This is a genomic window from Micromonospora sp. NPDC005087 (assembly GCF_042872965.1).
Taxonomy (GTDB): domain Bacteria; phylum Actinomycetota; class Actinomycetes; order Mycobacteriales; family Micromonosporaceae; genus Micromonospora.
In genome coordinates, this window is record NZ_JBIALB010000006.1 from 271,780 (window position 1) to 298,703 (window position 26,924).

At 73.3% G+C, this 26,924-nt stretch carries 21 protein-coding genes, 1 pseudogene and 1 riboswitch; of the genes and pseudogenes, 7 read left to right on the top strand and 15 right to left on the bottom strand.

Annotated elements, in window-relative coordinates; translation table 11 throughout:
• Positions 1–78: 78 nt before the first annotated feature.
• Positions 79–633 (bottom strand): hypothetical protein, encoded by a 555-nt coding sequence (locus tag ACFYPS_RS17205; protein ID WP_387325373.1) that lies wholly within the window; start codon positions 631–633, stop codon positions 79–81.
• 164 nt (positions 634–797) lie between these two features.
• On the opposite strand from ACFYPS_RS17205, the gene ACFYPS_RS17210 reads away from it, so the two are divergent.
• The gene (locus tag ACFYPS_RS17210; protein ID WP_354963203.1) at positions 798–1,058 is read left to right on the top strand and encodes a CPCC family cysteine-rich protein; all 261 of its coding nucleotides are present in this window, start codon (positions 798–800) and stop codon (positions 1,056–1,058) included.
• 7 nt (positions 1,059–1,065) lie between these two features.
• On the opposite strand, the gene ACFYPS_RS17215 is transcribed toward ACFYPS_RS17210, so the two are convergent.
• On the bottom strand, positions 1,066–2,316 hold the full coding sequence (locus ACFYPS_RS17215) for a hypothetical protein (RefSeq protein WP_387325376.1): 1,251 nt from the start codon (positions 2,314–2,316) through the stop codon (positions 1,066–1,068).
• Between the two features lie 109 nt (positions 2,317–2,425).
• Here ACFYPS_RS17215 and ACFYPS_RS17220 point away from each other — a divergent pair, with 109 nt between their 5' ends.
• Positions 2,426–3,253 (top strand): DNA-formamidopyrimidine glycosylase family protein, encoded by an 828-nt coding sequence (locus ACFYPS_RS17220; protein ID WP_387325379.1) that lies wholly within the window; start codon positions 2,426–2,428, stop codon positions 3,251–3,253.
• A gap of 169 nt (positions 3,254–3,422) precedes the next feature.
• On the top strand, positions 3,423–7,127 hold the full coding sequence (locus tag ACFYPS_RS17225) for a hypothetical protein (RefSeq protein WP_354963206.1): 3,705 nt from the start codon (positions 3,423–3,425) through the stop codon (positions 7,125–7,127).
• A gap of 59 nt (positions 7,128–7,186) precedes the next feature.
• Here ACFYPS_RS17225 and ACFYPS_RS17230 read toward each other — a convergent pair whose 3' ends face one another.
• The 9 genes from ACFYPS_RS17230 to ACFYPS_RS17270 form a co-directional block, all read right to left on the bottom strand.
• Entirely contained in the window at positions 7,187–7,972 is a 786-nt protein-coding gene (locus ACFYPS_RS17230; protein ID WP_354963207.1) for a hypothetical protein, read from the bottom strand.
• A 23-nt stretch (positions 7,973–7,995) separates the two neighbouring features.
• Positions 7,996–8,877 (bottom strand): PspA/IM30 family protein, encoded by an 882-nt coding sequence (locus tag ACFYPS_RS17235; protein WP_354963208.1) that lies wholly within the window; start codon positions 8,875–8,877, stop codon positions 7,996–7,998.
• Positions 8,878–9,077: 200 nt separating this feature from the next.
• Complete coding sequence (locus tag ACFYPS_RS17240; protein ID WP_089017185.1) at positions 9,078–9,536, bottom strand: helix-turn-helix domain-containing protein; 459 nt, start codon at positions 9,534–9,536, stop codon at positions 9,078–9,080.
• 152 nt (positions 9,537–9,688) lie between these two features.
• The gene (locus ACFYPS_RS17245; RefSeq protein ID WP_387325382.1) at positions 9,689–10,282 is read right to left on the bottom strand and encodes a CinA family protein; all 594 of its coding nucleotides are present in this window, start codon (positions 10,280–10,282) and stop codon (positions 9,689–9,691) included.
• Between the two features lie 153 nt (positions 10,283–10,435).
• Entirely contained in the window at positions 10,436–11,026 is a 591-nt protein-coding gene (gene pgsA, locus ACFYPS_RS17250) for a CDP-diacylglycerol--glycerol-3-phosphate 3-phosphatidyltransferase (RefSeq protein ID WP_354963316.1), read from the bottom strand.
• A gap of 77 nt (positions 11,027–11,103) precedes the next feature.
• Positions 11,104–12,639 (bottom strand): 30S ribosomal protein S12 methylthiotransferase RimO, encoded by a 1,536-nt coding sequence (gene rimO / locus ACFYPS_RS17255; protein ID WP_387325385.1) that lies wholly within the window; start codon positions 12,637–12,639, stop codon positions 11,104–11,106.
• A gap of 108 nt (positions 12,640–12,747) precedes the next feature.
• A complete protein-coding gene (locus tag ACFYPS_RS17260; RefSeq protein ID WP_387325388.1) occupies positions 12,748–14,637 on the bottom strand; it encodes a DUF2207 family protein in 1,890 nt (629 codons plus the stop codon).
• Positions 14,638–14,639: 2 nt separating this feature from the next.
• Positions 14,640–15,206: a LemA family protein gene (locus tag ACFYPS_RS17265; protein ID WP_354963211.1), complete on the bottom strand. Its 567-nt coding sequence runs from the start codon at positions 15,204–15,206 to the stop codon at positions 14,640–14,642.
• Positions 15,207–15,352: 146 nt separating this feature from the next.
• Complete coding sequence (locus tag ACFYPS_RS17270) at positions 15,353–16,276, bottom strand: ornithine cyclodeaminase family protein (RefSeq protein ID WP_387325530.1); 924 nt, start codon at positions 16,274–16,276, stop codon at positions 15,353–15,355.
• Between the two features lie 101 nt (positions 16,277–16,377).
• Positions 16,378–16,445, top strand: a riboswitch (guanidine-III (ykkC-III) riboswitch).
• Between the two features lie 60 nt (positions 16,446–16,505).
• Here ACFYPS_RS17270 and ACFYPS_RS17275 point away from each other — a divergent pair.
• Entirely contained in the window at positions 16,506–16,820 is a 315-nt protein-coding gene (locus ACFYPS_RS17275) for an SMR family transporter (protein ID WP_354963213.1), read from the top strand.
• A 91-nt stretch (positions 16,821–16,911) separates the two neighbouring features.
• Positions 16,912–17,157, top strand: a complete 246-nt coding sequence (locus ACFYPS_RS17280) for a hypothetical protein (protein WP_387325392.1) — start codon at positions 16,912–16,914, stop codon at positions 17,155–17,157.
• A 73-nt stretch (positions 17,158–17,230) separates the two neighbouring features.
• Here the strand turns inward: ACFYPS_RS17280 and ACFYPS_RS17285 are convergent.
• A pseudogene (locus ACFYPS_RS17285) lies at positions 17,231–21,157 on the bottom strand (DNA translocase FtsK 4TM domain-containing protein); the annotation flags it as partial.
• A 113-nt stretch (positions 21,158–21,270) separates the two neighbouring features.
• Between ACFYPS_RS17285 and ACFYPS_RS17290 the strand changes: the two are divergent.
• Positions 21,271–21,741, top strand: coding sequence for a YbjN domain-containing protein (locus tag ACFYPS_RS17290; RefSeq protein WP_354963214.1), 471 nt, complete (start codon positions 21,271–21,273; stop codon positions 21,739–21,741).
• Positions 21,738–23,378 carry a YbjN domain-containing protein gene (locus tag ACFYPS_RS17295; protein ID WP_354963215.1) on the top strand — a complete coding sequence of 547 codons (1,641 nt, stop codon included), beginning with the start codon at positions 21,738–21,740 and terminating at the stop codon, positions 23,376–23,378. The genes ACFYPS_RS17290 and ACFYPS_RS17295 overlap by 4 nt, the downstream gene beginning before the upstream one ends.
• A 56-nt stretch (positions 23,379–23,434) precedes the next feature.
• On the opposite strand, the gene ACFYPS_RS17300 is transcribed toward ACFYPS_RS17295, so the two are convergent.
• Genes ACFYPS_RS17300 through thyX form a run of 3 tightly spaced genes read right to left on the bottom strand, consistent with a single transcriptional unit; the run spans position 23,435 to position 26,890 of the window.
• Positions 23,435–25,123, bottom strand: a complete 1,689-nt coding sequence (locus ACFYPS_RS17300) for a ribonuclease J (RefSeq protein ID WP_354963216.1) — start codon at positions 25,121–25,123, stop codon at positions 23,435–23,437.
• 52 nt (positions 25,124–25,175) lie between these two features.
• On the bottom strand, positions 25,176–26,102 hold the full coding sequence (gene dapA / locus ACFYPS_RS17305; protein ID WP_387325396.1) for a 4-hydroxy-tetrahydrodipicolinate synthase: 927 nt from the start codon (positions 26,100–26,102) through the stop codon (positions 25,176–25,178).
• A gap of 47 nt (positions 26,103–26,149) precedes the next feature.
• Positions 26,150–26,890: an FAD-dependent thymidylate synthase gene (gene thyX, locus ACFYPS_RS17310; RefSeq protein ID WP_354963319.1), complete on the bottom strand. Its 741-nt coding sequence runs from the start codon at positions 26,888–26,890 to the stop codon at positions 26,150–26,152.
• Positions 26,891–26,924: the final 34 nt, after the last annotated feature.

The following is a 26,924-nucleotide window of genomic DNA, read 5'->3' on the forward strand; positions in this document are numbered from 1 at the left end:
GCGGTGCCAACCACCGACCTGCTGCCAAACCCACCCCACCGGCCGGACGGCCAACGCCCGGCGCCACGGGCTCGGCGCTCAGCCGAGGTTGGCGAGGACCTTCTCGTAGCGCGTGCGGTCCCCGGCGGGAGTTTTCTCCTCCAGGTAGTTGAGCACCACCGTGCCGCGCCGGTACGACTGCCCGCTCCAGGTCTCCGCGATGTCACCGGCGCTGATCTCGTCGGGGAACACGTACACCGTGACGGCGTCGGTGGCGATCAGCTCGGAGCACCCCAGGCCGAGCCCGTCCGGCCCACAGTCGACCGAACGGTCCTTCGGGTGCGGCACCTTCAGGCCGGCGGCCTTGAACGCCTCGACGACCTGCTTCGCGCCGGGGGCCCCGGCCGACAGCTTGGGCAGCACCACCGGCGGCGGGCTGGCCGGTCGGCGCTCGGTCGGCCCCTGCGGGGCGACGGCGGGCGCGGAAGGGGCACCGCTGGCGCTGGACTGGTCCGTCGAGGGCGTCGCCCCGTCCGAAGGACCGGTGGCCGCCGGGGCCGAGACGGACGAGGCGGCGTCCGGCTGACCGGCGTCGTCACTACCGCAGCCGGCGGTGAGGGCGACGGCGACGGCGGGCAGGCTCCGATGTATCACCAGGGCAGTCTGCCCAACACCGCCCGGCGGCGGGAGTGGCCGGTCGGCCAGTGCCGTGTCCCATATCCGCCAGGAGCCGGTCGACCGAGCGACGCGGGCACGCGCCAACCCTGCGGAGCAGACTCGGCGACCGCAAACCTGCTCGACTGTGGAATGCTTCCCCGGTGGGTGAACACGTGGTTCCCGTGGCCTGTCCCTGCTGTGCCTCCCGGACCGGCGGCGGGACCTGCCCGGTCTGCTTCTGGACCGACGACGGTCAGTCCGACACCGATGCCGACGCGGTCCGGGGCGGCCCCAACGGCGACCTGAGCCTCTCGCACGCCCGCCTCAACTACGCCGTCTACGGCGCCAGCCACCCGCGCTACCAGGACATGGTGCGCCTGGCCCGCCCCGACGAGCGCCCGGACGGCGCCCGGCGGGGCTGAGCTCGGGTCAGCAGACCGGCACGGAACCGCCGTACACCGCGGAGATGTACGCGTGGCTGACGTACTGCCCGGCGGACAGGCGGTTCCACCGGGTGGAGGTGCGGTAGGGGCCGGCCACCGACTGGCCGGTGACGTAGCACTGGATCGGCACGTTGGCGAACCGGGCGGCGAGGCCACGGCTCGGGTACGACGTGCTGGCCCCGGTGCGGATGTTGAGCGGCCCGTCGCCGACCACACCGCGCGGCCCGCCACCGGTCCACAGGTAGGCCACGTCCACCCAGGCGTTGGTGGTCAGCCGCAAGCCGTCCCAGAACGTGCCGTCGGCCAGGTCGATGCCAGCCGGGTTGAGCACCGTACGCCCGAACTGGTCCCGCCCGCCGTTGTAGCCGGACTGGTACGCGGCCTGCGCCTCGGGCCGGCCCTGCGGCAGGTTCTTCCAGTTCTCCCGCACGGCCGACGGGTTCCAGTAGTCGTCGCGGGTGTTCCACGGCCCGACGTCCCAGACCGAGGCGTACTCGCAGCGGGAGCCGGTGGTGGTGCAGACCCGCACGGTGTAGTCGCCGCTGTTGAGCGGGGAGAGCCCGCGACGCGACGGCAACGCCGCGAAGTGGTCCCGCGGCTGCACCGTACGACTGTTGGCGGTCAGCTCGCCGACCAGCCCGATCCGGGTGGCGTACACCCGGTAGGTGCGGCCGGGGGTGGCGGCGGAGACGGCGGCGGCCGCGTCGGCGGTGAGCCGGACGCCGCGTACCGTCGCGGTGGCGCCGCCGGCCGGCGCGGTGAGCACCACCCGGGTCTGCACCCGGCTGACCGGCCGGTCGAAGACCGCGCCGGCGGTGGCGGCCCGCCACTCCGTCCAGCCGCTGACCCGCCATCCCCGGACCTGCGCCTCCACTGTGGCGCCGGCGGGGACCGAGGCGGTGATCTCGGCGCGGACCCGGGTGGCCGGCCGGGTGAGGGCGCGCGGGGCGGTCAGCAGCATTCCCTCGGCGACCGCGCTGTGGCGGCGCCCGGCGGCCCGGGCCTCCCGCAGCCGCAGCCCGGCGGCGCTGCGCCGGACGTTGACGTCATCCCGGTCGACGACGGACAGGTCGGCGTTCCACCGTTCGCCGCCCGGGGCGGCGGCGGTGAGGGTCAGCGGGTGGCCGACGGCGGGGGTGGCCGGGACGGGGCTGGCGGCGGGCACGAGCGCGGCGGTGAGCGCGAGGGTCAGGGTGGCGACAAGGACCGAGCGATTACGGCATCGGGGTCGTGCCATGGGCATTCTCCTCAGAACTTCCTGACCCTCGCATGTCGGGAGATCATGAGGAACCTGAGTACAAATGGCGACACATGCGAATCTTGCTCGAAGGAGGGAGGATGGCGGGGTGCCCGAAGGCGACACCGTCTGGAACACCGCGCGCGTGCTGCACCGCGCGCTGGCTGGCGCGCGTCTCACCGGCAGTGACTTCCGGGTGCCGCAGCTGGCCACCACGGACCTCACCGGTTGGACCGTCCGCGAGTCGGCCAGCCGGGGCAAGCACCTGCTGCTCCGCCTCACCGCCCCCGCCGGCCGGCCCGGGGTGGACGAATCGCACTGGACGCTGCACTCGCACCTGCGGATGGACGGCGCCTGGCGTGCGTACGCGCCGGGTGAACGCTGGAGCGGCCGGCCGGCGCACCTGATCCGGGTGGTGTTGCGCAGCCCCGGCGCGGTCGCGGTCGGCTACCACCTGCACGAGCTGGCCCTGGTGCCCACGGCCGAGGAGGACGGCCTGGTCGGCCACCTCGGCCCCGACCTGCTCGGCCCCGACTGGGAGCCGGCCGAGGCGGTCCGCCGGCTCTCCGCCCACCCGGAGCAGACCATCGGCGAAGCGCTGCTCGACCAGCGCAACCTGGCCGGCGTGGGCAACCTCTACAAGTGCGAGGTGCTCTTCCTGCGCGGGGTGTCGCCGTGGACGCCGGTGCGTGCGGTGCCCGACCTGGCCGGCACGGTTGCTCTGGCGCAGCGGCTGCTCGCCGCCAACCGGGGCCGCTGGACGCAGAGCACCACCGGATCGCTGCACCGGGGGCAGACCAGCTACGTGTACGGCCGTCGCGCCCAACCCTGCCGCCGCTGCGGCACCGCGATCCGCAAGCAGGAGCTGGGCGAACGTGTCACCTACTGGTGCCCGGTCTGCCAACCGGAGCACCCGGAGGCTCCCGCGCCCGCCTGACCACCCCACCCGGACAGGGGTCATCCCAGAAACGGACGATTGGGTAATTCCTAACCGGCCGTCGGAGTCGCATGCTGCGGTTGAGTGCTCACCGATCGTCAGAGTGCCGGGCCCGATCAGGTCGCCACGCCGGGGTGGCGACCCTCGTGCCCCGACCCCGGGGAGAGCCATGGCGATTTTCCGCAGACTCCGCTCCACCTGGTTCGAGCGGAGCGCCCGCGACAGCAACGGCGGCGCCAACGGACGGGTGGCGTCCGTGCCGGCCGCACGTACCGCCGAGGACGCCGCCCCGGCGCCCAGCCTCGACCCGGCCGTCGTGCCCCACTGCTTCGGCCCGGTGCCGAACTTCGCGCACAGCCCCCGACCGGCACGCGATCCGCAAGGGCGGGTGGTGCCGGGCACCGGGCTGCGCAAGTTCGTCGACGTGCTGCCCACCCCGGGTCAGCTGGGCCGCGGCGACCTCGGTGGGTACCTGCCGGTGGCGGTGCCGGACACGATCAGCTTCCCGGGCTGCGACTACTACGAGATCGGCCTCCAGGAGTACGTCCAACGGCTGCACCGGGACCTGCCGGCCACCCGGCTGCGCGGCTACCGGCAGCTGAACCTGGGCACCGACGCGTCGGGCCACAACACGGTGGCGCCACCGGAGCGGCCCTGGCACCTCGGTCCGATGATCCTCGCCCGCCGGGGCCGGCCGGTCCGGGTGAAGTTCATCAACCAGCTCCCCACCGGCCGGGCCGGGGAGCTGTTCCTGCCGGTCGACGACACGGTAGACGGGGCCGGCGGTGGCCCGCTGGACGGCCCGGCGCCGTACCCGCAGAACCGGGCGGTGCTGCACCTGGCCGGTGCGCAGACAGGCTGGACGAGCGCCGGCAACCCGGGGCAGTGGATCACCCCGGCCGGGGAGATCACCCCGTACCCGACCGGGACGGGTCTGACCCACGTGCCGGACATGCCGCCGCCCGGGGCCGGCGCCACCACGCTCTATTACCCGAACGAGCAGAGCGGCCGGCTGATGTGGTTCCACGACAACACCCTCGGCCTGGCCCGGCTCACCGTCTACGGCGGGCAGCTCGCGCCGTACCTGCTCACAGACCCGGCCGAGGACCAGCTCATCGCCGACGGGGTGCTGCCGGCCGACCAGCTGCCGCTGGTGATCGAGGACAAGACCTTCGTGCCGGACGACACCCAACTGGCCGCCGAGGACCCGACCTGGGACCGGGAACGCTGGGGCGCCCGGGGCAGCCTCTGGCACCCACACGTCTACCAGCCCCGGCAGAACCCGTACCGGTCCGGCGGGCGCAATCCGACCGGCCGGTGGGACTACGGACCCTGGTCGCGCAGCACCGCCCCGGACGGCACCCGTGGCGACAGCTGGCAGACGATGGACGGCTGGTCGACGGTGGACGGCTGGCGGGCTGCGGACGGCGTCACCGGCGGACCGCCGCTGACCGGGCCCGGCCCGGTGCCGAACCCGCACCACGATCCGGTCGGCGCGCCGGATGAGCCGCCGCTGGGCCCCGGCACGCCGCACCCGTCCGCGGTGCCCGAGGTGTACGGCGACACCCCGCTGGTCAACGGCGTCGCCTACCCGTACCTGGCGGTGCGGCCGCGCGCGTACCGGTTCCGGATCCTCAACGCCTGCCTGGACCGCAGCCTCAACCTCCAGCTCTACCGGGCCTGCTCGGACTCTCCGATGTGGACGGAGGACGACGCCTTGGCCGACGCCGACGCCGGTGAGGTGCCGATGGTGCCCGCCGTGCGGGCTGCGGACCGGCCGGCGGACTGGCCGACCGACGGGCGTGACGGCGGGGTGCCGGACCCCCGCGCCGCCGGGCCGGCGTTCATCCAGATCGGCAACGAGGCCGGGCTGCTGCCTGCTCCGGTCGTGCTGCCGAACCGGCCGATCGGCTACCGCTACGACCGCCTCGACCCGACCGTGCTGAACGTCGACGGGCACACGCTGCTGCTCGCCCCGGGCGAGCGCGCGGACGTGCTCGTCGACTTCTCCGCCGTACCGCCGGGCACCACGCTGATCCTCTACAACGATGCCCCGGCACCGCTGCCCGGCTTCGATCCGCGCTACGACCAGCACACCGACGCGCCGGACCGGACCGCCGAGGGCGGCCCGCCCCCAACCCAGCCGGGGTACGGCCCGAACACCCGCACGCTGCTCCAGTTCCGGGTAAGCGGAGCGCCGGCCCCGACGTACGACCTGGCGCTGCTGCGCCGCCGGCTGCCTCTGGCGTACGCGGCCAGCCAGCGCCCGCCGATCGTGCCGCAGCCGGCGTACGACCCGGCGTTCGGCACCCGGACCGCGCGGGAGACGAGCGTGCCGGTGCACGCCGCCACGGTCACCTTCACCCCGGCGGGCGTCGCCGGGCCGGTCAGCCTGCCCGTCGCGGTGAAGGCCGCGCAGCAGGTCTTCGAGCCCGGCCACGGCCGGCTGGCCGGCCGGCTCGGCGTCGGGCACCCGAACGCCGGGCCGCTCGTCCCGGCGACCCTGCCGCTCGGCCCGACCGACCCTGTCACCGAGGTGCTCTTCGCCGCCGATCCGGCCGTGCCGGTCGGCGCGCCGACCGACGGGACCCAATTCTGGCGGATCAGCGGCAACGTGCGGCAGACCGAGGCGCTGCGCTTCGGCGGCTGCGACGTGCAGCTGATCAACCGGGTCGGCTGGGACGGCACGCTCCGGCCCCCGCACGGCAGCGAGCTGGGCTGGAAGGAGATCATCCGGGTGAACCCCCGGGAGGACGTGGTGGTGGCGCTACGTCCGGTCGCACCGACGCTGCCGTTCAAGCTGGGCGACAGCGTCCGACTGCTCGACCCGGGCCGCCCGGCCGGCGCCCGGACCGGTTCGACCCCGATCAGCCCGGCCGACGGGCGACCCGCCCTGGTGGTGAACCAACTGGTCAACCTGGGCTGGGAGTACCGCTGGCACAGCCAGCTCGCCGGCCACCGCGACCTCGGAATGAACCGGCCGTTGGTGCTGCGGGTGGCGCCGAAGGCGCCCACCGGGCTGACCGCCACGCCGGTGCCGGGCTCAGCCACCGCGCTGCCGGCGATCGGGCTGGCCTGGACCGGCAACGGCGGTCGCCCGCCGGCCACCAGCCACCTGCTGCAACGGGCCACCGACACGACGTTCGGCGGCGAGGTCACCACCATCACGGTCGCGGCCACCGCCACCCGCTACACGGACGCGACGGTCACCCCCGGGGTCACCTACCACTACCGGATCCGGGCGGAGAACGCCGTCAGCTACTCGTCCTGGTCGAACAGCGTGCCCGCCTCGGTGCACCTGACCGCCCCGAGCGGGCTGGCCGCGGCGATCCCGCCGGCCGCGCCGCTGCGGGTGGCGCTGCGCTGGGCGAACCGCTCCTTCGCCACCGGCATCGACGTGCAGCGGGCCACCAACCCGACCTTCACCAGCGGCCCGGGCACCACCGCCATCGGCGTCGGTGACAACCACCTGGACGTCACAGTCGCCCCGAACACCACGTACTACTACCGGGTGCGGACCACGTACCTGGGTGCCGCGTCGGCCTGGTCGACGGTGGCCGCGGCGAGCACCCCACCCGCACCCGTCGCGCCGAGCGGGGTCGGTGCCACCGCCAGCGCGCCGGGACCGGACACCGCGACGGTGGTCCTGGTCTGGGCGGCGAGCACGCCGGCCGGTCCGGGGGCCGGGTTCATCGTGCAGCGGGCGCTGGACCCGGCCTTCGGCCGGGAGGTGGCCACCTTCACGGTGACGGGTCGCGGCTTCACCAACACCGGACTGGCCCGAGGTGTGACGTACCACTACCGGATCCGGTCGTTCAACGTCGTGGGCAGCTCGCCGTACACCGCCCGGATCCCGGTCACCACCCCGCCGTGACCTGGCGCCGGTTCGCGGCGCCCGGTCAGCGCGTGTACGGGCTCAGCGGGTGTACGGGCTCAGCGGGTGGGTGCGCGCAGCGGGGTGCCGACCGCGCGCAACTCGGCCAACGCCGAGGCCACGCCGTGCAGCAGGTCGGTCGCCTCGGTGAGCCGGGCGGCGGCCGGGTGGGCGGTCTCCGGTCGGGCGTCCTCGGCCAGGTAGCCGGCGGCGGCGACGACCAGCCGCTCGTAGGCCACGACCCCGCTCTCCAACTGGGCGGTCAATGCGCCGTGCGCCTCGGCCAGCGGCGCCCGCGCGTCGGCGGGGGCCAGCCGCAGCGCCCGTTCGACGCTGGCCACCCGCGCGGCCAGGTCACGCAGCGACCGGTCGGCGGCGGCAGCCTCCAGCACCGCCGGCTCGGCCAGCCCGGTGAGCCGGGTGGTCATCCCGGCCAGGGTGAGCGCTGCCCGATCGAGTCGGGCCCACTGCTGCCCGGCACTGGTGCCGCGCAGCGCGATCCGGCTGCGGACCCGGCGTACCTCGGCCAGCACTCCGGAACCGACCGGCAGCCGCTCGACCGCGGCCACCAGCCGGGCCCGCGAACGGGCTGCGGCCTCGGCCGGGTCCAACGCGGGGGGCGCCGGCCGGGCGGCCAGCGCGCGCAGGTCGACCCAGCGCCAGGCGGCCAGCGCCACCGCGCTGCCGGCGGCGCCGGCCCAGGCCGCGTCGGGCAGACCGAGACCGGCGTACGGGGTCAGCACCGCCGCGGCGCCGCCGAGCCCACCGGCCAACACGCTCCACCGCCGCGCGGACCGGCGCAGCCGGTCCAGCCGACGGAAGTACCGCGTCCGCTCGTCTGCCACGCTGACCTCCTCGGGCCGGTCGTTCAGCCGGCGGCGGTCGGGTCGCCGGTGCCCCGTTCGCGGGCCATGCTGGCCCGGAGCTCGTCCAGCCGGGCAGCGGCGGTCGGGTCGCTGGCCGGGCCGGCCGCGCCCGTCGTCTCGCCCTGCGGCACCGCCGGTCGCTGCGCCGCGCCGCCGAGCTGTTCCCCGGCCATGCTGGACCGGATCTGCTCCAGCCGGGCCGAGCCGGCCGAGTCGATGCTCGCCTTCTGGATCTCCAACATCCGGCCCTCGACCGAGTTGCCGGCCAACTCCGCCCGGCCCATCGCGTTGGCGTACCGCCGCTCGATGCGGTCGCGGACCTCGTCCAGGGACGGGGTGGTGCCGGGTGCGGTCAGCGACGACATCGACTCCAGCGAGCGGGCCACCGTCTCCTGCATCTTGGCCTGCTCCAGCTGGCTGAGCAGCTTGGTACGCTCGGCGAGCTTCTGCTGGAGGATCATCGAGTTGTTCTCCACCGCCCGACGGGCCTGCGCGGCGGCGCCCAGCGCCTGGTCGTGCAGGGTCTTCAGGTCCTCGGTGGCCTGCTCGGCGGAGACCAGCTGGGTGGCCAGGGTCTGCGCCGACTGCTCGAACCGCCCGGCCTCGGCCTCGTCACCCTTGGCCCGGGCCTGGTCGGCGAGCACCAGGGCCTGCCGGGCGTTGCCCTGCAACCGCTCGACCTCGGACATCTGCCGGGACAGCTTCATCTCCAGCTGACGCTGGTTGCCTATCACCGCGGCAGCCTGCTGCACCAGCGCCTGGTGCTGACGCTGCGCATCCTCGATGGCCTGCTGAATCTGCACCTTGGGATCGGCATGCTCGTCGATCTTGGCACCGAAGAGCGCCATCAGGTAGTTCCAGCCCTTGACGAACGGGTTCGCCATCTCCGCCGTATCCCCTCAGTAGCGTCGATCCACCGTGGCCCGGCCGGATGGACCTGCCGACCACGACCCGGCCGGTCTCCATCGTCCCAGCCGGAGGCCAACGAGGCATCCGTACCGGGCGGTCGACGGCACCGGCAGCTCCTGCGGGCCACCCTACGCGGCCGGGGCCAACTCGCCCATGGTCAACCGGAAGGACGGGCTCAGGCGGCGCAGACCACGTCCCGGTCGCGCTCGGTGGGGCGGACTCGGGTGCTGCGCAGCGTGGCCTTGAGCGGCGATTCCTGGCGGACCGAGACGGCGACCTTGCCATCGGAGGTGACCTGGCGAACGCCCCGGTTGGTGTTCCTGCGAACGGCGGGGGCGGCGCCGACGGGCACGGCCTCGGCCGACTCGTCCTGCATCGGGACCAGCACCCCGGGCATCTGCTCGGCCAGCGCGACGGTGTCGCTGACCTCGCGCAGCAGCTCGGACAGGCGGGCGCCGAGCGCGTCGCAGATCGCGGCGAGCAGCTCGCTGGACGGCTCCTTGTGCCCGCGCTCGATCTCGGAGAGGTAACCAAGGCTGACGTTGGCGGCGGTGGACACCTCGCGCAGGGTGCGCTGCTGCCCCTGCCGGCGCGCCCGCAGTGCGTCACCGATCACCCGGCGTAGCAGGACCATCGCACCTCCCCCTGAGGGATACCTCTCGCTCGGCGTCCCGCGGCCGGTCGCGGCGGACCGCGCCGGCCCCGAGCGCCGAAGCCTTCCCGCAACCGTACCCGGTGTAGGCCCGGGCGACATCCCGCCCCGCCCGTCGGTTCGCCCGGGCCGGCTCACCGTCGCCCGGCCCCGGCCGTTCCCGCCGCGGCGGCGCTGGCGGTCCCCGCCGCCTCCGCGGCATCCGCGGCGTCCGCGGCGTGGATCCGCTCGCCGAGCAGCCGCAAGGCCTCGGTCACCGCCGCCGATCGGACGTGGTCCCGGCCCCCGTCCAGGTCGAGCTGGCGCACCTCACCGCCGTCCGGGCCGGTGACCGCGACGTAGACCAGGCCGACCGGCTTGCCGTCCTGCGGCTCGGGACCGGCGACCCCGGTGGTGGCGAGCCCCCAGTCCGCGCCGCAGCGCTGCCGGCCACCCTCGGCGAGCGCCGCCGCCACGTCCGGGTCGACGGGCCCCCGCTCGGCCAGCAGCTCGGCCGGTACGCCCGCCAGCTCGGACTTCAACTCGGTGGCGTAGACCACCAGCCCACCCCGGTAGACGTCGCTGACCCCGGCGATCTCCACGATCGAGGCGGCGAGCAGCCCACCGGTGAGTGACTCGGCCGTGGCCAGCGTCTCGTGCCTCTGCGACAGGCTGTGCACCACGCCCGCGGCCGGACTGCCGACCTCTGGACTGCCCGCCGGCCGTTCCCGACCCTCATCCCGCTCCATGCACCCGTCCTTCCCCACCCATTCCCACCCAACCCTCCCCCGACCGGTGGCGTCGATCATGAAGTTACTGCCCCGACACGCCGCGCCGGACGGCGATAACTTCATGATCGACGGGGCGACGGCGGGGGCGGGGTCCGTGGGGGCGGGGTGGGGTCAGCGGGGGCGGCGGAGGCGGAGGGCCTGGGCTATGTAGTCGAAGCCGGTGGCCACGGTGACCAGGACGGCGGCGCCCATGATCCAGGGGCCCACGGGGGCGAGGGCGGCCGGCATCGGCCAGAGGTACCAGGCGATGGCCAGGATCTGGAGCGCCGTTTTGACCTTGCCGCCTCGGCTGGCCGCGATCACGCCGTGCCGAATCACCCAGAACCGCAGCCCGGTGATCCCCAGCTCACGGACGAGGATCAGCGCGGTCACCCACCAGGGCAGCCGGTCGTACCAGGAGAGCAGCACCAGGGCGGCGCCCGTGAGCGCCTTGTCCGCGATCGGGTCGGCCACCTTGCCGACCGAGGTGACTAGCCCGAACCGGCGGGCGATCCAGCCGTCCACCAGGTCGGTCGCGGAGGCGACCGCGAAGATCAGGCAGGCCGCCATCCGCCAGCCGGCGTGGGTCATCCCGGCCATGATCACCGAGGCGGCGAAGACTGGCACCAGCACCAGCCGTAACGCGGTCAGCGCGTTGGCCGCGTTGAGCACCGGCACCCCGGGAACCACCCGAGGCGGCGTGGACTCCGTCGCCCCGGTCACCGCCTCGCCCCACTCGGACCGCCGTGGCGTTCTCGACACCGCACCACCTGGGTCCCCCGCTCCGCTCGGGCCCGCCGTCACCGTGCCGCGCCGGGCGCCGCCGAGATCATCTCATCCGGCACGGCGAGCAGGTCCACCCCTTCGGTGCCGGTCACCCTTGCCCGCACGAGGTCACCCGGGCGCAGCGCGGCCAGGTCGACCCCGCCCTCGACCGGGGCGACCAGAGTCGTCGAGCCGTCCACCTCCGGCGCCTGGTGCGCCGCCCGGCCCTCCACCACGCCATCGACGATCGAGTCGACCAGCACCTCGACGGTCGAGCCGAGCCGATCCTCCGCCCGCTGCGAGCAGAGCTCGTCGGCGAGCGCGCTGAGCCGGTCGTAGCGCCGCTTGATCGTCGCGGCGGAGACCTTGCCGGGCAGCCCGGCGGCCTCGGTGCCGTCCTCGTCGCTGTAGTCGAACATGCCGATCGCGTCGAGCCGGGCCTCGGTCAGGAAGCGGACCAGCTCGTCGACGTCGCCGCGGGTCTCGCCGGGGAAGCCGACGATGAAGTTGCTCCGGGCGCCCGCCTCCGGGGCCAGCGCCCGGGCGCTCGCCAGCAGCTCCAGGAACCGGTCGGTGGAGCCGAAGCGGCGCATCCGGCGGAGCACCGGCTCGCTCGAGTGCTGGAACGACAGGTCGAAGTACGGGGCCACCCCCGGCGTGCCGGCGATCGCCTCGACCAGCCCGGGCCGGGTCTCGGCCGGCTGGAGGTAGCTCACCCGGACCCGGACGATGCCGGACACCGCGGCGAGCTGCGGCAGCAGCTTCTCCAGCGCCCGGGGGTCGCCCAGGTCCTTGCCGTACGAGGTGGAGTTCTCGCTGACCAGCACCAGCTCCCGGACGCCGGACTTGGCCAGCCACTCCGCCTCGGCGAGCAGCTCGTCCGGGGTACGCGAGACGAACGCCCCACGGAAGGCCGGGATGGCGCAGAACGCGCAGCGGCGGTCGCAGCCGCTGGCCAGCTTCAGCGAGGCGACCGGGCCGGTGTCCAGCCGGCGGCGCAGCACCTGACGCAGGTGCGCCGGGGTGTGCTCGTCGGTGTCGACGGCCGTGCGGGCCGGGCTGCCGTGCCCGGGCAGCGACACCGCGGCCTCGCGCCGCTTAACCGGGGTGAGCGGCAACAGCTCCCGCCGGTCCCGCGGGGTGTGCGCGGTGACCTGCTCGCCGGCGACGACCGCGCTAAGTCGGGCGGCGATGTCCGGGTAGTCGTCGAAGCTCAGCACCGCCTGCGCCTCGGGCAGGCTGTCGGCCAGCTCCCGGCCGTACCGCTCGGCCATGCAGCCGGCGGCGACCACCTTCGCGCCGGTCTCGGCGGCGGCGAGCAGGGTCTGGATGGAGTCCTGCTTGGCCTTCTCCACGAAGCCACAGGTGTTCACGACCACCACGTCGGCGCCCTCACCGTCCGTGGTCACCTGCCAGCCGTCGGCGTGCAGCCGGGCGGCCAGCTCCTCCGAGTCGACCTCGTTGCGGGCACAGCCCAGGGTGAGCAGGGCCACGCGACGGCCCTCGGCGGCGGACGACAGCTCCAGCGGCGTCGGACGCGCCGAGCTGGAAGGGGAGGTGGCAGACACCATCCGAGGGTACCGGGCCGACCGGGGAAGCCCGTGCACGCGGGCGGCCGGGAGATCGGGCGCACTCCTGCGCCCGTACCTCGGCACCTCCTTCGGGCCCCAGCCCGCTCCTCAGCCCGCCCCGCTGTGCTGCGGCGCGGACTCGCTCGGCAGCCGGGACAGGGCGGTGGAGAGCAGCCCGGCGAGCTGTTCGGCCTCGAATTCGCCGGCGCCCGGCCCGCGGACCAGCAGCAGCACGAGGTCCCCCCGCCGGCCGACCACCCGGTCCGGCCCGGCGTACGCCTCGTCACCCACCTCGGGCAGCGGGACACCCGTGCTCCGCCCGACGGTCAGGTTGAACCGGGCCATCGTTCCCCGGGTGACCTGGAGCGCGAGGACGGTCGCCCCGCTGCCGTCGACGAACGACGCCATGCCCCGCACCTGACCGGTGCTCGTGGCCGGTCTGACCAACGACACCCGCCGGCCGGTCGCGGCGCCCACCTCCGTCGCGCTGAGCAGGCGCTCCGGCTGGACCGCGCCGTGGGTCGCCGTGGCGGGCAGGACGCTGCCGGCCGGCGGCTCCTCCTCGGCGTACGCGTCCGGGTCGGCCTGCTCGGGCGCCGCGCGCTGGACGGTCACCCCGAGCACCCGCCGGGTCCACGGCCGGACCCGTGCGGTGACCACGTCACCGAGCCGACACTCCCCCGCGATCTGGTCCGGGATGATCCACGCACGGAGCCGCTCGGCGTGGCCGTCGTCGATGACGAGGTAATGGTTGATCGTCCGTCCCGGCCCGTCGTCCGACGTCTGCCGCTGCCACACCTGGTGCCAGAGCACCTCGCCGGTGACCGTGGCCGGGGCCACCAGGTCGACCAGCGCCCGGAGGAGGAGATACCCGGCGAGGCCGAGCAGCGCGAACCCGAGCAGGACGAAGCCGAGCGTGACCGGGCGGAGGTCTGTGAACCCCGTCGAGCCGGCCGACGAGTCCCCGGTCGAGGCGAGGAACACCCCGCCGACCACCCGGGCGAACGTCCAGCCCAGCAGGCCGGCGATCAGCGCCCGGAAGACGACCCAGCCCAGCGGCTGGCCGTACCGGGGCAGCCCGCGCGGATAGCTGACGCTGACCCGACGCCACCCGCCCCCGTACGACGACCAGAGCTGTTTCCGGTCGGCCATGCCCAAATCGATCACCTGCGAGGCCACCCGGGTGACGCCGAGTGCGGCCCCGTACGGCAGATAGCGGTCCCAGACCGTGACGGCGGCGGGCGGCAGGTCGGCGAAGCTCTCGTGCCCGGCGAGCCAGGCGCGCAACCCCAGCCAGCGGGCGGCGGCGGCCTGGCCGGCGGGGGTGTCCCGTTCTCCGAGGTCCCGGCCGGCGAGGCCGGCGAGCGCGACGATGGTGACGAGGAAGGCGGCGACGGGAGCGAACGGGTCCTCGCCGGAGCGGGCCACATAGTGCCAGACCCCGCCCGCGACCCCGCCGGCGGCGACAGCGCCGAGCACGGTGAGCAGGACAACCAGTGCCCGAGAGAACCGCCGACGGGAGAGCCCGAGCCGCTGGGCGTCGGCCACGATCGACCGGCGCAGCCGTTTGGCCCACGAGGCGGATCGGTTGGCGTCCGAGAATCCCAGTGCGGTCAGCGGCACCATCCCGTCGACCGCGCGGGCCGCCACCCGGTCGAAGACTTGCCGCTCGTACCGGTTGAGGTCGTCGGGGGCGCGGCCGGTCAGGTGCACCGTGGTGTGCCGGGGATCGGGGCCGGCCTGGCGCAGCTCCAGGTAGCGGCGCGCGGCGAGGTCGAGCAAGGTGGACTCGGCTGCGTCCACGGTGAACTGCCAGCGGTTGGCCAGCAGGCTGACCACGGCCGGCGGCTCCTGCCCGGGGAACTCCATGGCAGCGGGCGCTGAGGCCACGGCGGCGGGCCGACTGGCCAGCCGGGTGATCCCGTAGACCAGCGCCCAGAGGGCGAGGCCCGCGACCGGCAGGCCGATCTCGACGACCGGGTCGGAGAATTCCAGCACGGCTAGAACCGGACGGAGACATCGGTGCGCTCCGGACCGGTCGCCTCGAAGTACGACTCGGGACGGAAGCCGCCCAGCCCGGCGATGACGTTGGTGGGCAGGGTCCGCACGGCCGTGTTGAGCGATTGAACGGCCGAGTTGTAGAACTGCCGCGCGTAGGCGATCTTGTCCTCGGTGGCGGCCAGCTCACGCTGCAGCCCGGCGAAGTTCTCACCCGCCCGCAGCTGCGGGTACGCCTCGGCGACGGCGAACAGCCGACCGAGCGCCTCGGTCAACGCACCCTCGGCGTCGACCCGCGCCGGCCCACCACCCGCCACCGTCGTGGCCGTGACCCGTGCGGCGGTCACCGCTTCCAGCGTCGCCCGCTCGTGCCCGGCGTAGCCCTGCACCGTCGACACCAGGTTGGGGATCAGCGAATGCCGCCGTTTCAGCTGGACGTCCACCTGCGCCCAGGACGCCTGCACCTGGGCCCGCAACCGCACGAGCCGGTTGTAGCCGCCGACCGCGACGACCAGCAGCACGACGACGAGCACCACCAGGACAGCTACCAGCACCAGCCCGAGGTTCATGACACCTCACGTTCAAGTTGCTCCGCCGGCCCCGTCGCGGCGGTCGCCTCCATGATGATCGGTTCCCGGGGCCGGCAACTCCGCCCGGTCGCCTATGCGACCGTCCACTGTTCGGTCAGTCCCGATCGCGCCAGCTCGCGAACCGGTCAGCGCGTCGCGGCTCCCACCCGGGTCAGCCGGTCGAGCAGGAAGACCTCGGTCCCGGCCAGACCGGTGGAGCAGAAGACGGAGACCTGGTCCACGGTGGTTCGGCCGGGGACCGCGCCGGCCAGGACGCCGCCCAGGTCAAGCAGCCGCCCGGCGTACGGGGGCGTGGCGGCGAGCATCGGCGGCCGGTAGTCCTTCGCCTGGGCCGGCGAGTCGGTAACCAGCAGGTCGGCGGCGTCGAGCAGGTCGGCACCGAACTCGCTGCGATCGCGCTGCTTGAAGCCGACCGCGTTGACGTGCGTGCCGGGGCTCAGGTCGGCGGCACAGAGGACCGGGGTCGGGCTGGTGGTGGCGAGCACCACCATGTCCCGCCCGGCCACCGCCGAGCCGGGGTCGGCCACCGCGCGGGCCGGCACGTCCAACTCGGCGCGGACCCGGGCGGCGAAGGCGTCCCGCCGGGCGGCGGAGCGGCTGTGCACCACCACCTCGCGCAGTGGGCGGACCGCCGCGGCGGCCCAGACCTGGGTCCACGCCTGCCGACCGGAGCCGATCACGCCGAGGGTGGCCGCGTCCGGTCGGGCCAGCGCGTCGACCGCCACGCCACCCAGCCCTCCGGTACGCCGGGAGCCCAACTCCTCGCCGATCGCGACGGCCCGGATCGCGCCGGTGCGGGCGTCGTGCAGCACCACCAACTGTTCGCCCTGCGGGTGGCCGAAGGTGTCGTACGAACGGAAGCCGTACCACTCGTCGACTAGGTGCCCGGCGGTGAGCACCATCCGCCCACCGCTGAGCGAGGCGGTGGCCCGGGGCGGGGCGACCAGCCGCCCGTCGTACGCGGCCAGCAGGGCGGCGCGCATGGCGTCGACCGTGGTGGCGGCGTCCAGCACGGCGGCGACCTCGGGGTCGGCGTAGAGCAGGGTCATGACCGCCATACTGCAAGTTGAAGTGAGGTGCAGGTCAACGCGAGGTGGCGGGGGTCACCGAGCCGTCGGCGGACCGGGGCCGGTGCTAGCGTCGGTGCCGGTGGCCCGGTCGTCCGTGGCCGCCCCGGACGAGTGGTGGGCGTACCCGGTCAGGCCAAGACGCCCCGCGTGACGTGCAGACTCCACTCGTCCCGGCGCGACAGCCCGGGCGCTCCCCGTGAGGTGAACGATGGCCTGGCTGGTATTGGTGATCTCGGGACTGCTGGAGACGGCCTGGGCGATCGCCCTGGAACGCAGCGCCGGCTTCAGCCGGCTGATCCCGTCGCTGGTGTTCGCGGTGACCCTGGCGCTGAGCATGGGCGGGCTGGCGTACGCGCTGCGGGAGATCCCGATCGGCACCGGGTACGCGGTCTGGGTCGGCATCGGCGCGGTCGGCACCGCCCTGGTCGGGATGCTGGCGCTCGGCGAGTCGGCGAGCCTGCCCCGGATCCTGTGCCTGCTGCTGGTGGTGGCCGGCGTCGTCGGTTTGAAGATCTTCCACTGAGTACCGCGCGGCGCGGCGCCGGTACGCGTGAGCAGCGCCCACAGTGGGTAGAGATCGATCCGTCACGACAGGCTCTCACCCGGAGGCAGACATGGCCGACATGCCCAGCACCGCCCGCCCGCGCAGCAACGCCGCCCGGATCCTCACCATCGTGGGCTTCGTCTTCGCAGTGCTCGCCCTGCTGCTCAACCCGATCATCTTCGGCGTGCTCGGCGTGATCGCCGGCATCGTCGGCGCGGTGCTCGGCGACAAGCCGTTGGGCTGGTACGCGGCCGTGGCCAGCGTCGTCGCCGCGGTGATCAGCCTGGTGATCATCTCCGCGCTGATCAACAACTGACCACTTCTTCCGCCACGGGCCCGCCGGACACCGGCGGGCCCGCCGCGTTGCCCGGTCAGTCCCCGCCGCCGCGCAGGCCGACCAGGACCTCCTCCAGCTCGTCCGGCTTGACCAGCACGTCGCGCGCCTTCGACCCCTCCGAGGGCCCGACCACGCCACGGGTCTCCATCAGGTCCATCAGCCGGCCCGCCTTGGCGAAGCCGACCCGCAGCTTTCGCTGGAGCATCGAGGTGGAGCCGAACTGCGAGGTGACCACCAGCTCGACCGCCTGCGTCAACAGGTCGAGGTCGTCGCCGATGTCCTCGTCGATCTTCTTCTTGGTGTCCTGTGCGGGGGCCAGCACGTCCTTGCGGAACTCCGGCTCGCGCTGGCCCTTGCAGAACTTCACCACATCGGCGATCTCGCGCTCGGTGACCCAGGCGCCCTGGATCCGCACCGGCTTCGAGGCGCCCATCGGCAGGAACAGCCCGTCACCGCGGCCGAGCAGCTTCTCCGCGCCCGGCTGGTCGAGGATGACCCGCGAGTCGGCCAGCGAGGAGGTGGCGAACGCCAGCCGGGACGGCACGTTCGCCTTGATCAGGCCGGTCACCACGTCGACCGAGGGGCGCTGGGTGGCCAGCACCAGGTGAATGCCGGCCGCCCGGGCCAGCTGGGTGATCCGGACGACCGAGTCCTCCACGTCGCGCGGCGCGACCATCATCAAATCGGCCAGCTCGTCCACGATCACCAGCAGATACGGGTACGGACGCATCTCCCGTTCACTGCCCGGCGGGGCCTTGATCTCGCCGTTGCGTACCTTGCGGTTGAAGTCGTCGATGTGCCGGACCCCGTTGGCGGCGAGGTCGTCGTAGCGCATGTCCATCTCGCGGACCACCCAGTCCAGCGAGTCGGCCGCCTTCTTGGCGTTGGTCACGATGGGCGTGACCAGGTGCGGGATGCCCTCGTAGCCGGTCATCTCGACCCGCTTCGGGTCGATCAGCAGCAGCCGCACCTCGTCCGGGGTGGCCCGGGTGAGGACGGACACCAGCAGTGTGTTCAGGCAACTGGAGTTGTGCGTGGGGATGCACGCACGACTGGCCAGGTACAGGTGGCTCGGGCTGTCGACCTCGATGCATCGGACGGGTACCGAGGGGATCGGCCGCACGTCCACGATGTAACGCCGCGAGGTCGTCGCGCGCGTACCGATCACCTGGCGGCTTGCTTTGCGCGTCAGCCGGAAGACCTTGTCAGCCGGGGTGAAGTGAATCCGATAGCAGGTGGAGGTCAACTCACTCCGACCTTTCACCCGCTTGGTCGTCATTGTGGCCTGGTAACCGAGCCCGATGATCAACTCGAGAGCATCCTGCGCCAGACGCTCATTGGTGAGTGCGAGCTCGACTCCGCCTTGCGCGGAAACCGTGCCATCGGTGTCCAGCAGACCTGCCAGCAGGGCTCGCCGCTGCTGCTCAGAAGATCGCAGATAGCTGGCAGGGATGTGTTTCGTACCGAGCTCGCGGAACAACTGCCGCAGCGTCCGGTATCGGTCACGGGAAGGAGCTCCCGGCTCGATGTGGCTCGGCGGCTGAAGCCTTTCCTGACCGCGGGCCGCCAGACACACCGCGGAAAGGCCGACCCCGACCTGCCTGGCCGCCCGAGCGAGGCTCACGCCCCGGGTGAATAGCTCCACAGCCTCGGCGATTCGCCCGTCCCGCTCCGGCCTGTTCGAGATCGTGTACTGCATCCGGCTGGCGGGATGCTTTGTCACGACGTACCCGTCCAGACGAATGTTGTCCAGCAACTCCTCTTCGTCGCACGTAAAACCCGCCGACCCGGTGGTGCCATCACCCAGCCAGCAGCCCAAGGTGTACGGCGCGATCGGTAGATCCTGCTCTGGATAGTCGAGCGCTCCGCACACTGCCACCGCGTGATTGGTCCAGGATCCGCTACGCCCGACCACCCGTAGCGAGGCTGCTATCTCTGCCGTCGTGACTGGTCGATCGTCAAAGCTGAGCCTCCGACCTGATCGTCCCGGATCTGCGACAAGTTCGCGCAATGCCTGGTAGACCCGATGACGGGAATAGGTAGGGACCCGCCGGGTCACCTCGCGACCACCCCGCAGGTAGCTGGTCAGGGCGTTCCCTGGCTCCTTAGGCAACCCACGCACGATCCGGTACAGCACGTTCCGGAACTGCTGGCCGACATCTGCGATGACCTCGTCAGTCGACACCGGTCGATCGAGATCCGACAGCACCGTGTCGGCTCGTGCAGTCACCCGCTGCACATCATTGACGGACCAGTAGGAACCATCCTTCCAACGGTGGGTTCGCTGGGTCCGGCCAGCCCTCGTCGTCGTCTGCCACTGGTGCTGGGCGTCGGCGACGATGACCGTGCCGTCAGAAAACTCCACCTCGTAACAGGGGCGGTCATACATGACCGCGGTGGCGGCGACGATGGTGCACGGCCGGCCCTGCTCGTCGAACACCTTCCCACCTACCCGGAGAGCACCCATGGTGGACCATCCGTCAGGCGTAGGGATCGGTGTATCGAGGGCCAGTGCCTTCCCAGCGCCCGTGGCTCCCGCAATGAGGATGTGCGGCATCTTGGCGAGGTTGGCCACCACGTAGCCGCCCTCGATGTCCTTGCCGAGCGCCACGACCATCGGGTGGTGGTCGCTGGTCGCCGCCCGCGAGCGCAGCACGTCGCCGAGCGCGACGTTCTCCGGGTCGGTGTTGGGGATCTCCACGCCGACCGCGCTCTTGCCCGGGATCGGGCTCAGGATGCGTACGTCCGGCGACTTGACCGCGTACGCGATGTTGCGGGACAGCTGGGTGATCCGTTCGACCTTGACGCCATGCCCCAGCTCCACCTCGTACCGGGTGACCGTCGGCCCCCGGGTGAAGCCGGTGACCGCGGCGTCCACGTCGAACTGGTCGAACACCCCGGTCAGCGCGGCGATCACCTCGTCGTTGGCCTTGCTGCGGGTCTTCGCGGCGGCGCCGGCGCTGAGCATGTTGGCCGGCGGCAGGGTGTAGTCGCCGGCCAGGCCGGTCAACGCGAGCTGCTCGGCGCGGGTCGGCGCGGGCGAGTGCTCCGGCGGCTCGGCCGGCTTGCGGCTGGCCGGCACCTTCGCCGGCGCCTTGCGCGGCAGCACCATCGTCTCCTGGAGGTCGGCGCCGTCCAGGTCGTCGAAGTCGTCCGGGTCCACCGGCGGCGGCATCCGCTTCGCGGGTCGCTTGCGCGCCGGCCGGACGGCCGTCCCGTCCGCCTCCTCCTCGGTGGCGTCCGGCGAGGCGACCAGCCCACCGGCGAGCAGGCCCAACCGCTCGGGGATCTTGTTGATCGGCGTGGCGGTGACCACGAGCAGGCCGAAGAGCAGGAGCAGGATCAGCAGCGGCACCGCGACCCACGCGGTGACCGCGCGCTCCAGCAGGCCGCCGACGCCGGCGCCGAGCAGGCCACCGGCGAAGTCACGCTGCACCGTGTCGACCGGGTCCTGGCCGATCTGGAGCAGCGCGGCGGTCGACACGAGCAGTGAGCCCCAGCCGATCAGCCCCCGGCCCCGGTGTGCCGGATCGGCCGGTTGGCGCATCAGACGCCAGGCCCCGATCATCAGCAGCACCGGCAAGACCACGGAGATCGCGCCCAGGAACAGTCGCACGGTGTCGGCGAGCCGCGTGCCGACCGGGCCCGCCCCGGAGAACCAGAGCGCGACGGCGCTGAGCAGGGCGAGGCCGAACAGCAGCAGACCACCGCCGTCGCGGCGGTGCTCAGGGTCGAGGTCGCGGGCGGAGGCGGCCTGCCGGCCGGCGGCCCGCACCGCCCACCCCATTCCGTGCGCCAGCCCCATCCACAGTGCACCGATCGCGCGGCCCACGTAGACGGCCGGTCCGGGCCGGGAGGCCGCGGTGCGGCGCCGAACCGGTGCCCGGGTCTTCTTCGCCGGTTGACGGGCACGGCTGTTGGTGCCACCGCGCGGCGACGCGCCGCGTCGCCGGCTCGCCTGAGAGGTACGGCCCGCCATAGAGTCACGGTAACGGCGGGACCCGGCAGATCGCCGCTTTTCCGGGTCGTGTCCGCGCGTCGCAGCACGGACCGCGCCGCCGGCCGTGATATCCGCCTCAGGAGGGATGCCCGATGGCGTCGCCGGGATTCGAGGACGATCCGCTGGCCGGGCACCCTGACGCGTTGCGTCCGCTGACCGGCGAACTGGTCGCGGCGGTGCTCGCCGCGCGCGGCCGGCCGGTCGGTCGAGCCGTCAACGGCGACCTGGTGGGCCGCTTCGACGACAACCTGATCTGGTTCCTGCGCCTCGGCGGGGACGGCGAGCTGCTCCAGGTCCGCACCCTGGTCGCGCCGACCTTCTCCATCGAGCAGGTGCCCGCGCTGTACGCCTTCTGCAACTCCTGGAACCACGACCGGCTCTGGCCGAAGGCGTTCGTGCACGTCGACGACGACGGCCGTGCTCGGGTCTGTGGTGAGGTGATCACCGATCTGGAACGCGGAGTGACCCCGCACCAGCTCGACCAGCTGCTCGACTGTGGCATCTCGGCCGGCTGCCAGCTCGCCGTGGCGGTCGGCCGGTTGCCGGGGGCGGTGCCGGCATGACCGGCCGGGAGGAGTCCACGGGCAGCCGGACGGATGATCCCGGCGTTGCGCGCAACGGCCCCGCTGAGCGGGTCGCCGTCCGTCGCGTTCCGGCGCTGGTGGCCGCGCTCGCCGACGCCCGGGACCTGCCCGACGGGCCGGGGCGGCTGGTGGCCCTGGAGCGGCTCGCCGAGCGGGCGGACGCCGCCGGAGACGCGCGGACCGCGGTGGAGGCCCGCTTCGCGCTGATCGAGGCGTACCTGCTGCACGGAGAGCGGTGGCGGCTGGTCGAGCCGGTACGGCGCTGCCGGGCCGCCGCCGATCACCGACCCGAGCTGCTCGCCGACGCCGAAGCCGGTCCGCTACTGCGCTACCAGCGGTACGCGGTGGAGGCGCTGCTCGGCACTCCCCGGGTCGGGCTGGACCAGACCCGGTCCCTCCTGGACGACCTGGCCCACCGGGTCGGCGTGGACGGGCCCGACGCGCCGACCGTCGCGGAGCTGCGCTGCCGGATCGCCGATCACCTCGGTGACGAGCCCACCGCCCGCCACTGGTACCAGCGCTGGGCGGGGACGCGTCCCGGGCCGACCGGCGGTTGCCCGGGCTGCGCCCCGGCCCGGCGCGCGGAGCTGCTCGCCGGCTGGGGCGAGTGGCGAGCCGCGCTCGCCGAGCTGCGGGAGTGCGCCGACGAGCCGGAGGACTGCACCGACCAGCCCGAGCGGGCGCTGGTCGCGGTGCTGCTGCCCGATCTGCGGGCCGGTGAGCCGGAGCGGGCCGCGGCGGCACACGTGCGGGCGTACCGGCGGCACCGGCGCGAGCGCGCGGCGTTCCCGCACCTCGCCGCGCACCTACGGTTCTGCGCGTTGGGCGGGCACCTGGAACGCGGGCTGGACGTCCTGGCCGAGCAGCTGCCCCGGTTGGACGAGCCCACCGACGACCTCGCCGCGATGGAGTTCGCCGCCGCGGGGGCGCTGGTCTGCGGGCTGGCCGTGGAGGCCGGCCTGGGCGGGCGGACGGTGCACCGCCCGCCGTACGACGGGCGGCCGGCCACCGAGCCGAACGTGGCGACCCTCGGCGCGCTGCTGCTCGGGGTCGCCAGTGAGCTGGCCGGCAGCTTCGACGCCCGCAACGGCACCGGCCACCACTCCGGGCGGATGGCTGCCTGGCTGGCCGAGCGTCCACTCGCCGAACCGGTCCCGCTGCCCGCCGACGACGAGCCCACGGAGGGGCCCGGTGACGGGCCGGGCGAGCAGGAGCTGGTGGCGCTGACCCTCGACATGATCACGTCGGCGCTGGACCGGCGCGGCGACCAGTACCTGGTGGACGAGGGCGCAACGGTGGTCGGGCGGTGGGGTGCCGCGGTGATTCAGTTCCGTCGGGCGGGCGAGAGGGGCGAGGTGCTGCACGCCCGGGCGATGGCCGTCCGCCGACTGCCGGTGGCGCGGCGCGCCGAGGCGTACGCCTTTTGCAACGCGTGGAACCACGACCGGCTGCTACCCAAGGCGTACGCGCACGACCTCGGCGAGGAACTGGTGCTGGCCGGCGACGTGGCCACCGACCTGGCGCACGGGGTGACGCCGGCGCAGCTGCTGGTGCTGGTGGACGCCGCGATCGCCACCGGCGTCGCGTACGCCGAGGCGGTCGCCGCGCTGCCCTGACCAAGGGCGACGCCCGCCGGCGCACGAGGTGCCGGCGGGCGTCGCGACGCGCGGTGTCAGACCTCGACGACGGTGGGCACGATCATCGGCCGACGACGGTACGCGTCGTTGACCCACCGTCCCACGGTTCGCCGGACGATCTGCTGGAGCTGGTGCGGGTCGGTGATGCCGTCCGCGGCGGCCCGGTTGAGGGCCTCGGTGACCAGCGGGATCACCGGGTTGAACGCCTCCGGGTCCTCGGAGAAGCCCTTCGCGGACAGGGTCGGGCCGGCGACGACCTTGCCGGTGACCGAGTCGACGACCACCGTGGTGGCGATGAAGCCGCCGTCGCCGAGGATCCGTCGCTCGGTGAGCAGGGATTCGCTGACGTCGCCGACCGCGAGGCCGTCGACGTAGACGTACCGGCTCTTCACGTGCCCGACCAGGCTGGCCCGGCCCTCGACCAGGTCGACCACGTCGCCGTCCTCGCAGAGCACCACCCGGTCGGCGGCCACCCCGGACTCGACGCCGAGGCGGGCGTGCGCACGCAGGTGGCGCCACTCGCCGTGCACCGGCATCAGGTTGCTGGGCCGGACCACGTTGAGCAGGTAGAGCAGTTCACCGGCCGGGGCGTGCCCGGAGACGTGCACCTTGGCCACGTCCTTGTGCACGACCACCGCGCCGGCCCGGGCCAGCCGGTTGATCACCCGGTAGACCGAGGTCTCGTTGCCCGGCACCAGCGAGGAGGCCAGCACGACGGTGTCGCCGGGGGCGATGGTGATGTGCCGATGGTCGCCGCTGGCCATCCGGCCCAGCGCGCTCATCGGCTCGCCCTGCGACCCGGTGGACATCAGCACGATCTGCTCGGGCGGCAGCGTGGTCGCCTCTTCGATCCCGATGACCAGGCCGGCCGGGATGTTGAGCAGGCCGAGGTCCCGGGCGATGCCCATGTTGCGGACCATCGACCGACCGATCAGCGCCACCTTGCGGCCGTGCTCCGCGGCGGAGTCGAAGACCTGCTGCACCCGGTGCACGTGCGAGGCGAACGAGGCCACGATGATCCGGCCCTTCGCCTTCGCGAAGATCGAGTCGAGCACCGGCCCGATCTCCCGCTCCGGGGTGACGAAGCCGGGGATCTCCGCGTTGGTGGAGTCGGACAGCAGCAGGTCGACGCCCTCGGCGCCGAGCCGGGCGAAGCCGGCCAGGTCGGTGATCCGGCCGTCCAGCGGGAGCTGGTCCATCTTGAAGTCGCCGGTGTGCAGCACCAGGCCGGCCGGGGTACGGATGGCGACGGCCAGGGCGTCCGGGATCGAGTGGTTGACCGCGAAGAACTCGCACTCGAACGGGCCGAGCCGTTCCTTGCCGCCCTCCCGCACGGTCAGCGTGTACGGCTGGATCCGCCGCTCGGCCAGCTTCGCCTCGACCAGGGCGAGGGTGAACTGTGAGCCGACCAGCGGAATGTCCGGTTTGTGGGCGAGCAGGTAGGGCACCGCGCCGATGTGGTCCTCGTGGCCGTGGGTCAGCACGATCGCCTGGACGTCGGCCAGCCGGTCCAGGATCGGGCCGAAGTCGGGCAGGATCAGGTCCACACCCGGCTGCTCGACGTCGGGGAAGAGCACCCCGCAGTCGACGATCAGCAACTTGCCGTCGTATTCGAAGACGGTCATGTTCCGACCGATGGCGCCGAGCCCGCCGAGCGGGATGATCCGCAGGCCACCTTCCGGCAGCGGCGGGGGCAGTTCCGCCTCGATGTGCGCCTCGGTCACGCGTTCACCTCATTCTGCGACGCCGTCACTCGGCGCCCATCGTGTCGTTCGATCATTCGGGTAGCTCCAGGCCCGCTGCCGCGAAGTCCGCGCGCAGCTGGGCGATCTCGTCGTCGGTGGCGTCCACCAGCGGGGGTCGCACCGGGCCGGCGGGCAGGCCCAGCGACGCCAGGCCCGCCTTGACCAGGATGGTGCCCTGGGTGCGGAAGATGCCCGTGAACAGCGGCAGCAGCCGTCGGTGCAGGGTCAGCGCGGTCGGCATGTCCCCCGCGTCGTACGCCTCGATCATCTGTGCGGTCAGCGCCCCGGTGAAGTGCGTGGAGGTGCCGACCAGGCCAACGCTGCCGACGGCCAGCGCCGGCAGGGTGAGCGCGTCCTCGCCGCTGTAGAAGGCGAGGGCCGTGCGGCTGGTCACCCAGCTGGTGGCGGTCAGGTCACCCTTGGCGTCCTTCACCGCGACGATCCGGCCGTGCTCGGCGAGCCGGACGAGCGTCTCGGTCTCGATGGGCACGCCGGCGCGGTGCGGGATGTCGTACAGCATCACGGGCAGGCCGGTCGCGTCGGCCACCGCCGTGAAGTGCCGCAGCAGCCCGCTCTGCGGCGGCTTGTTGTAGTACGGGGTGACCACCAGCAGGCCGTGCGCACCAGCCTTCTCGGCGGCGGCGGCCAGCTCGATGGTGTGCCGGGTGTCGTTGGTGCCGACGCCGGCGACCACCTTCGCCCGGTCACCGACGGCCTCCGCCACGGCCCGGATCAGGCGCTCCTTCTCCGCGTCGGTGGTGGTGGGCGACTCACCGGTGGTGCCGTTGACCACCAGCGCGTCGTTGCCCTGCTCGTCGACCAGGTGGCTCGCCAGCCGGGCGGCGCCGTCGAGGTCGAGCGAACCGTCGGGGGTGAACGGGCTCACCATGGCCGTGAGCAGCCGCCCGAAGGGGCGGGACACCGGTCGGGCAGCGGCGGCAGGGCGGTCGTGCGTCATACCCTCCAACCTAGCGGACGACCAGCCGGGGCCTGCCGGGGAAGGCCTCAGGACGCCTCGTGCGGGCTGGCCGCCACCTCGGTGCCGTCCGGCAGGGTGGAGATCTCCAAGTCGGCGAACACGTTCGGCGCGACCCCCTGCAGCTGGCGCAGGCACTCCACGGCCAACTCACGGATCTCGACGTCAGCCTGCTCGGTGGCCCGCATCGCGATGAAGTGCCGCCACGCCCGGTAGTTGCCGGTGACCACGATCCGGGTCTCGGTGGCGTTGGGCAGCACCGCGCGGGCCGCCTGCCGGGCCTGCTTGCGGCGCAGCGTCGGGTTCGGCTCGTCGGAGAACCGCTGCTCCAGCCCCTCCAGCAGCTCGTTGTACGCCCGCACGCTCGCTTCGGCGGCCTCCACGAAGCGCTTGTGCAGCTCCGGGTCGTCGGCGATCACCGTCGGCTCGACCATGGCCGCGTCCCGCTCCGGGACGTACCGCTGGGAGAGCTGCGAGTACGAGAAGTGCCGGTGCCGGATCAGCTCATGCGTGAAGGAGCGGGACACGCCGGTGAAGTAGAAGGTGACCGAGCCGTGCTCCAGCACCGAGAGGTGCCCGACCTCCAGGATGTGCGCGAGGTAGCCGGCGTTGGTGGCGGTCGCCGGGTTCGGCTTCTTCCACGACTGGTAGCAGGCCCGGCCGGCGAACTCGGCGAGCGCCTGGCCACCCTCCGCGTCCGTCGACCACGGCACGTCGTCCGGGGCCGCGAACTGGGTCCACGCGATCAACTTGACCTGGGGCTGCACCATCTCCGGCATGCCTGGGACTGTAGTGGTCCCCGGC

What these genes read in the sequence shown, in the direction of transcription:
- rimO (WP_387325385.1), bottom strand. Translation starts at nt 12,639, where the DNA reads ATGGTGTCTGCCACCTCCCCTTCCAGCTCGGCGCGTCCGACGCCGCTG.
- ACFYPS_RS17235 (WP_354963208.1), bottom strand. Translation starts at nt 8,877, where the DNA reads ATGGCGAACCCGTTCGTCAAGGGCTGGAACTACCTGATGGCGCTCTTC.
- ACFYPS_RS17215 (WP_387325376.1), bottom strand. Translation starts at nt 2,316, where the DNA reads ATGGCACGACCCCGATGCCGTAATCGCTCGGTCCTTGTCGCCACCCTG.
- dapA (WP_387325396.1), bottom strand. Translation starts at nt 26,102, where the DNA reads ATGACGCACGACCGCCCTGCCGCCGCTGCCCGACCGGTGTCCCGCCCC.
- ACFYPS_RS17295 (WP_354963215.1), top strand. Translation starts at nt 21,738, where the DNA reads ATGACCGGCCGGGAGGAGTCCACGGGCAGCCGGACGGATGATCCCGGC.
- ACFYPS_RS17240 (WP_089017185.1), bottom strand. Translation starts at nt 9,536, where the DNA reads ATGGTCCTGCTACGCCGGGTGATCGGTGACGCACTGCGGGCGCGCCGG.
- ACFYPS_RS17290 (WP_354963214.1), top strand. Translation starts at nt 21,271, where the DNA reads ATGGCGTCGCCGGGATTCGAGGACGATCCGCTGGCCGGGCACCCTGAC.
- ACFYPS_RS17275 (WP_354963213.1), top strand. Translation starts at nt 16,506, where the DNA reads ATGGCCTGGCTGGTATTGGTGATCTCGGGACTGCTGGAGACGGCCTGG.
- ACFYPS_RS17265 (WP_354963211.1), bottom strand. Translation starts at nt 15,206, where the DNA reads ATGAACCTCGGGCTGGTGCTGGTAGCTGTCCTGGTGGTGCTCGTCGTC.
- ACFYPS_RS17245 (WP_387325382.1), bottom strand. Translation starts at nt 10,282, where the DNA reads ATGGAGCGGGATGAGGGTCGGGAACGGCCGGCGGGCAGTCCAGAGGTC.
- ACFYPS_RS17225 (WP_354963206.1), top strand. Translation starts at nt 3,423, where the DNA reads ATGGCGATTTTCCGCAGACTCCGCTCCACCTGGTTCGAGCGGAGCGCC.
- ACFYPS_RS17270 (WP_387325530.1), bottom strand. Translation starts at nt 16,276, where the DNA reads ATGACCCTGCTCTACGCCGACCCCGAGGTCGCCGCCGTGCTGGACGCC.
- ACFYPS_RS17280 (WP_387325392.1), top strand. Translation starts at nt 16,912, where the DNA reads ATGGCCGACATGCCCAGCACCGCCCGCCCGCGCAGCAACGCCGCCCGG.
- thyX (WP_354963319.1), bottom strand. Translation starts at nt 26,890, where the DNA reads ATGGTGCAGCCCCAGGTCAAGTTGATCGCGTGGACCCAGTTCGCGGCC.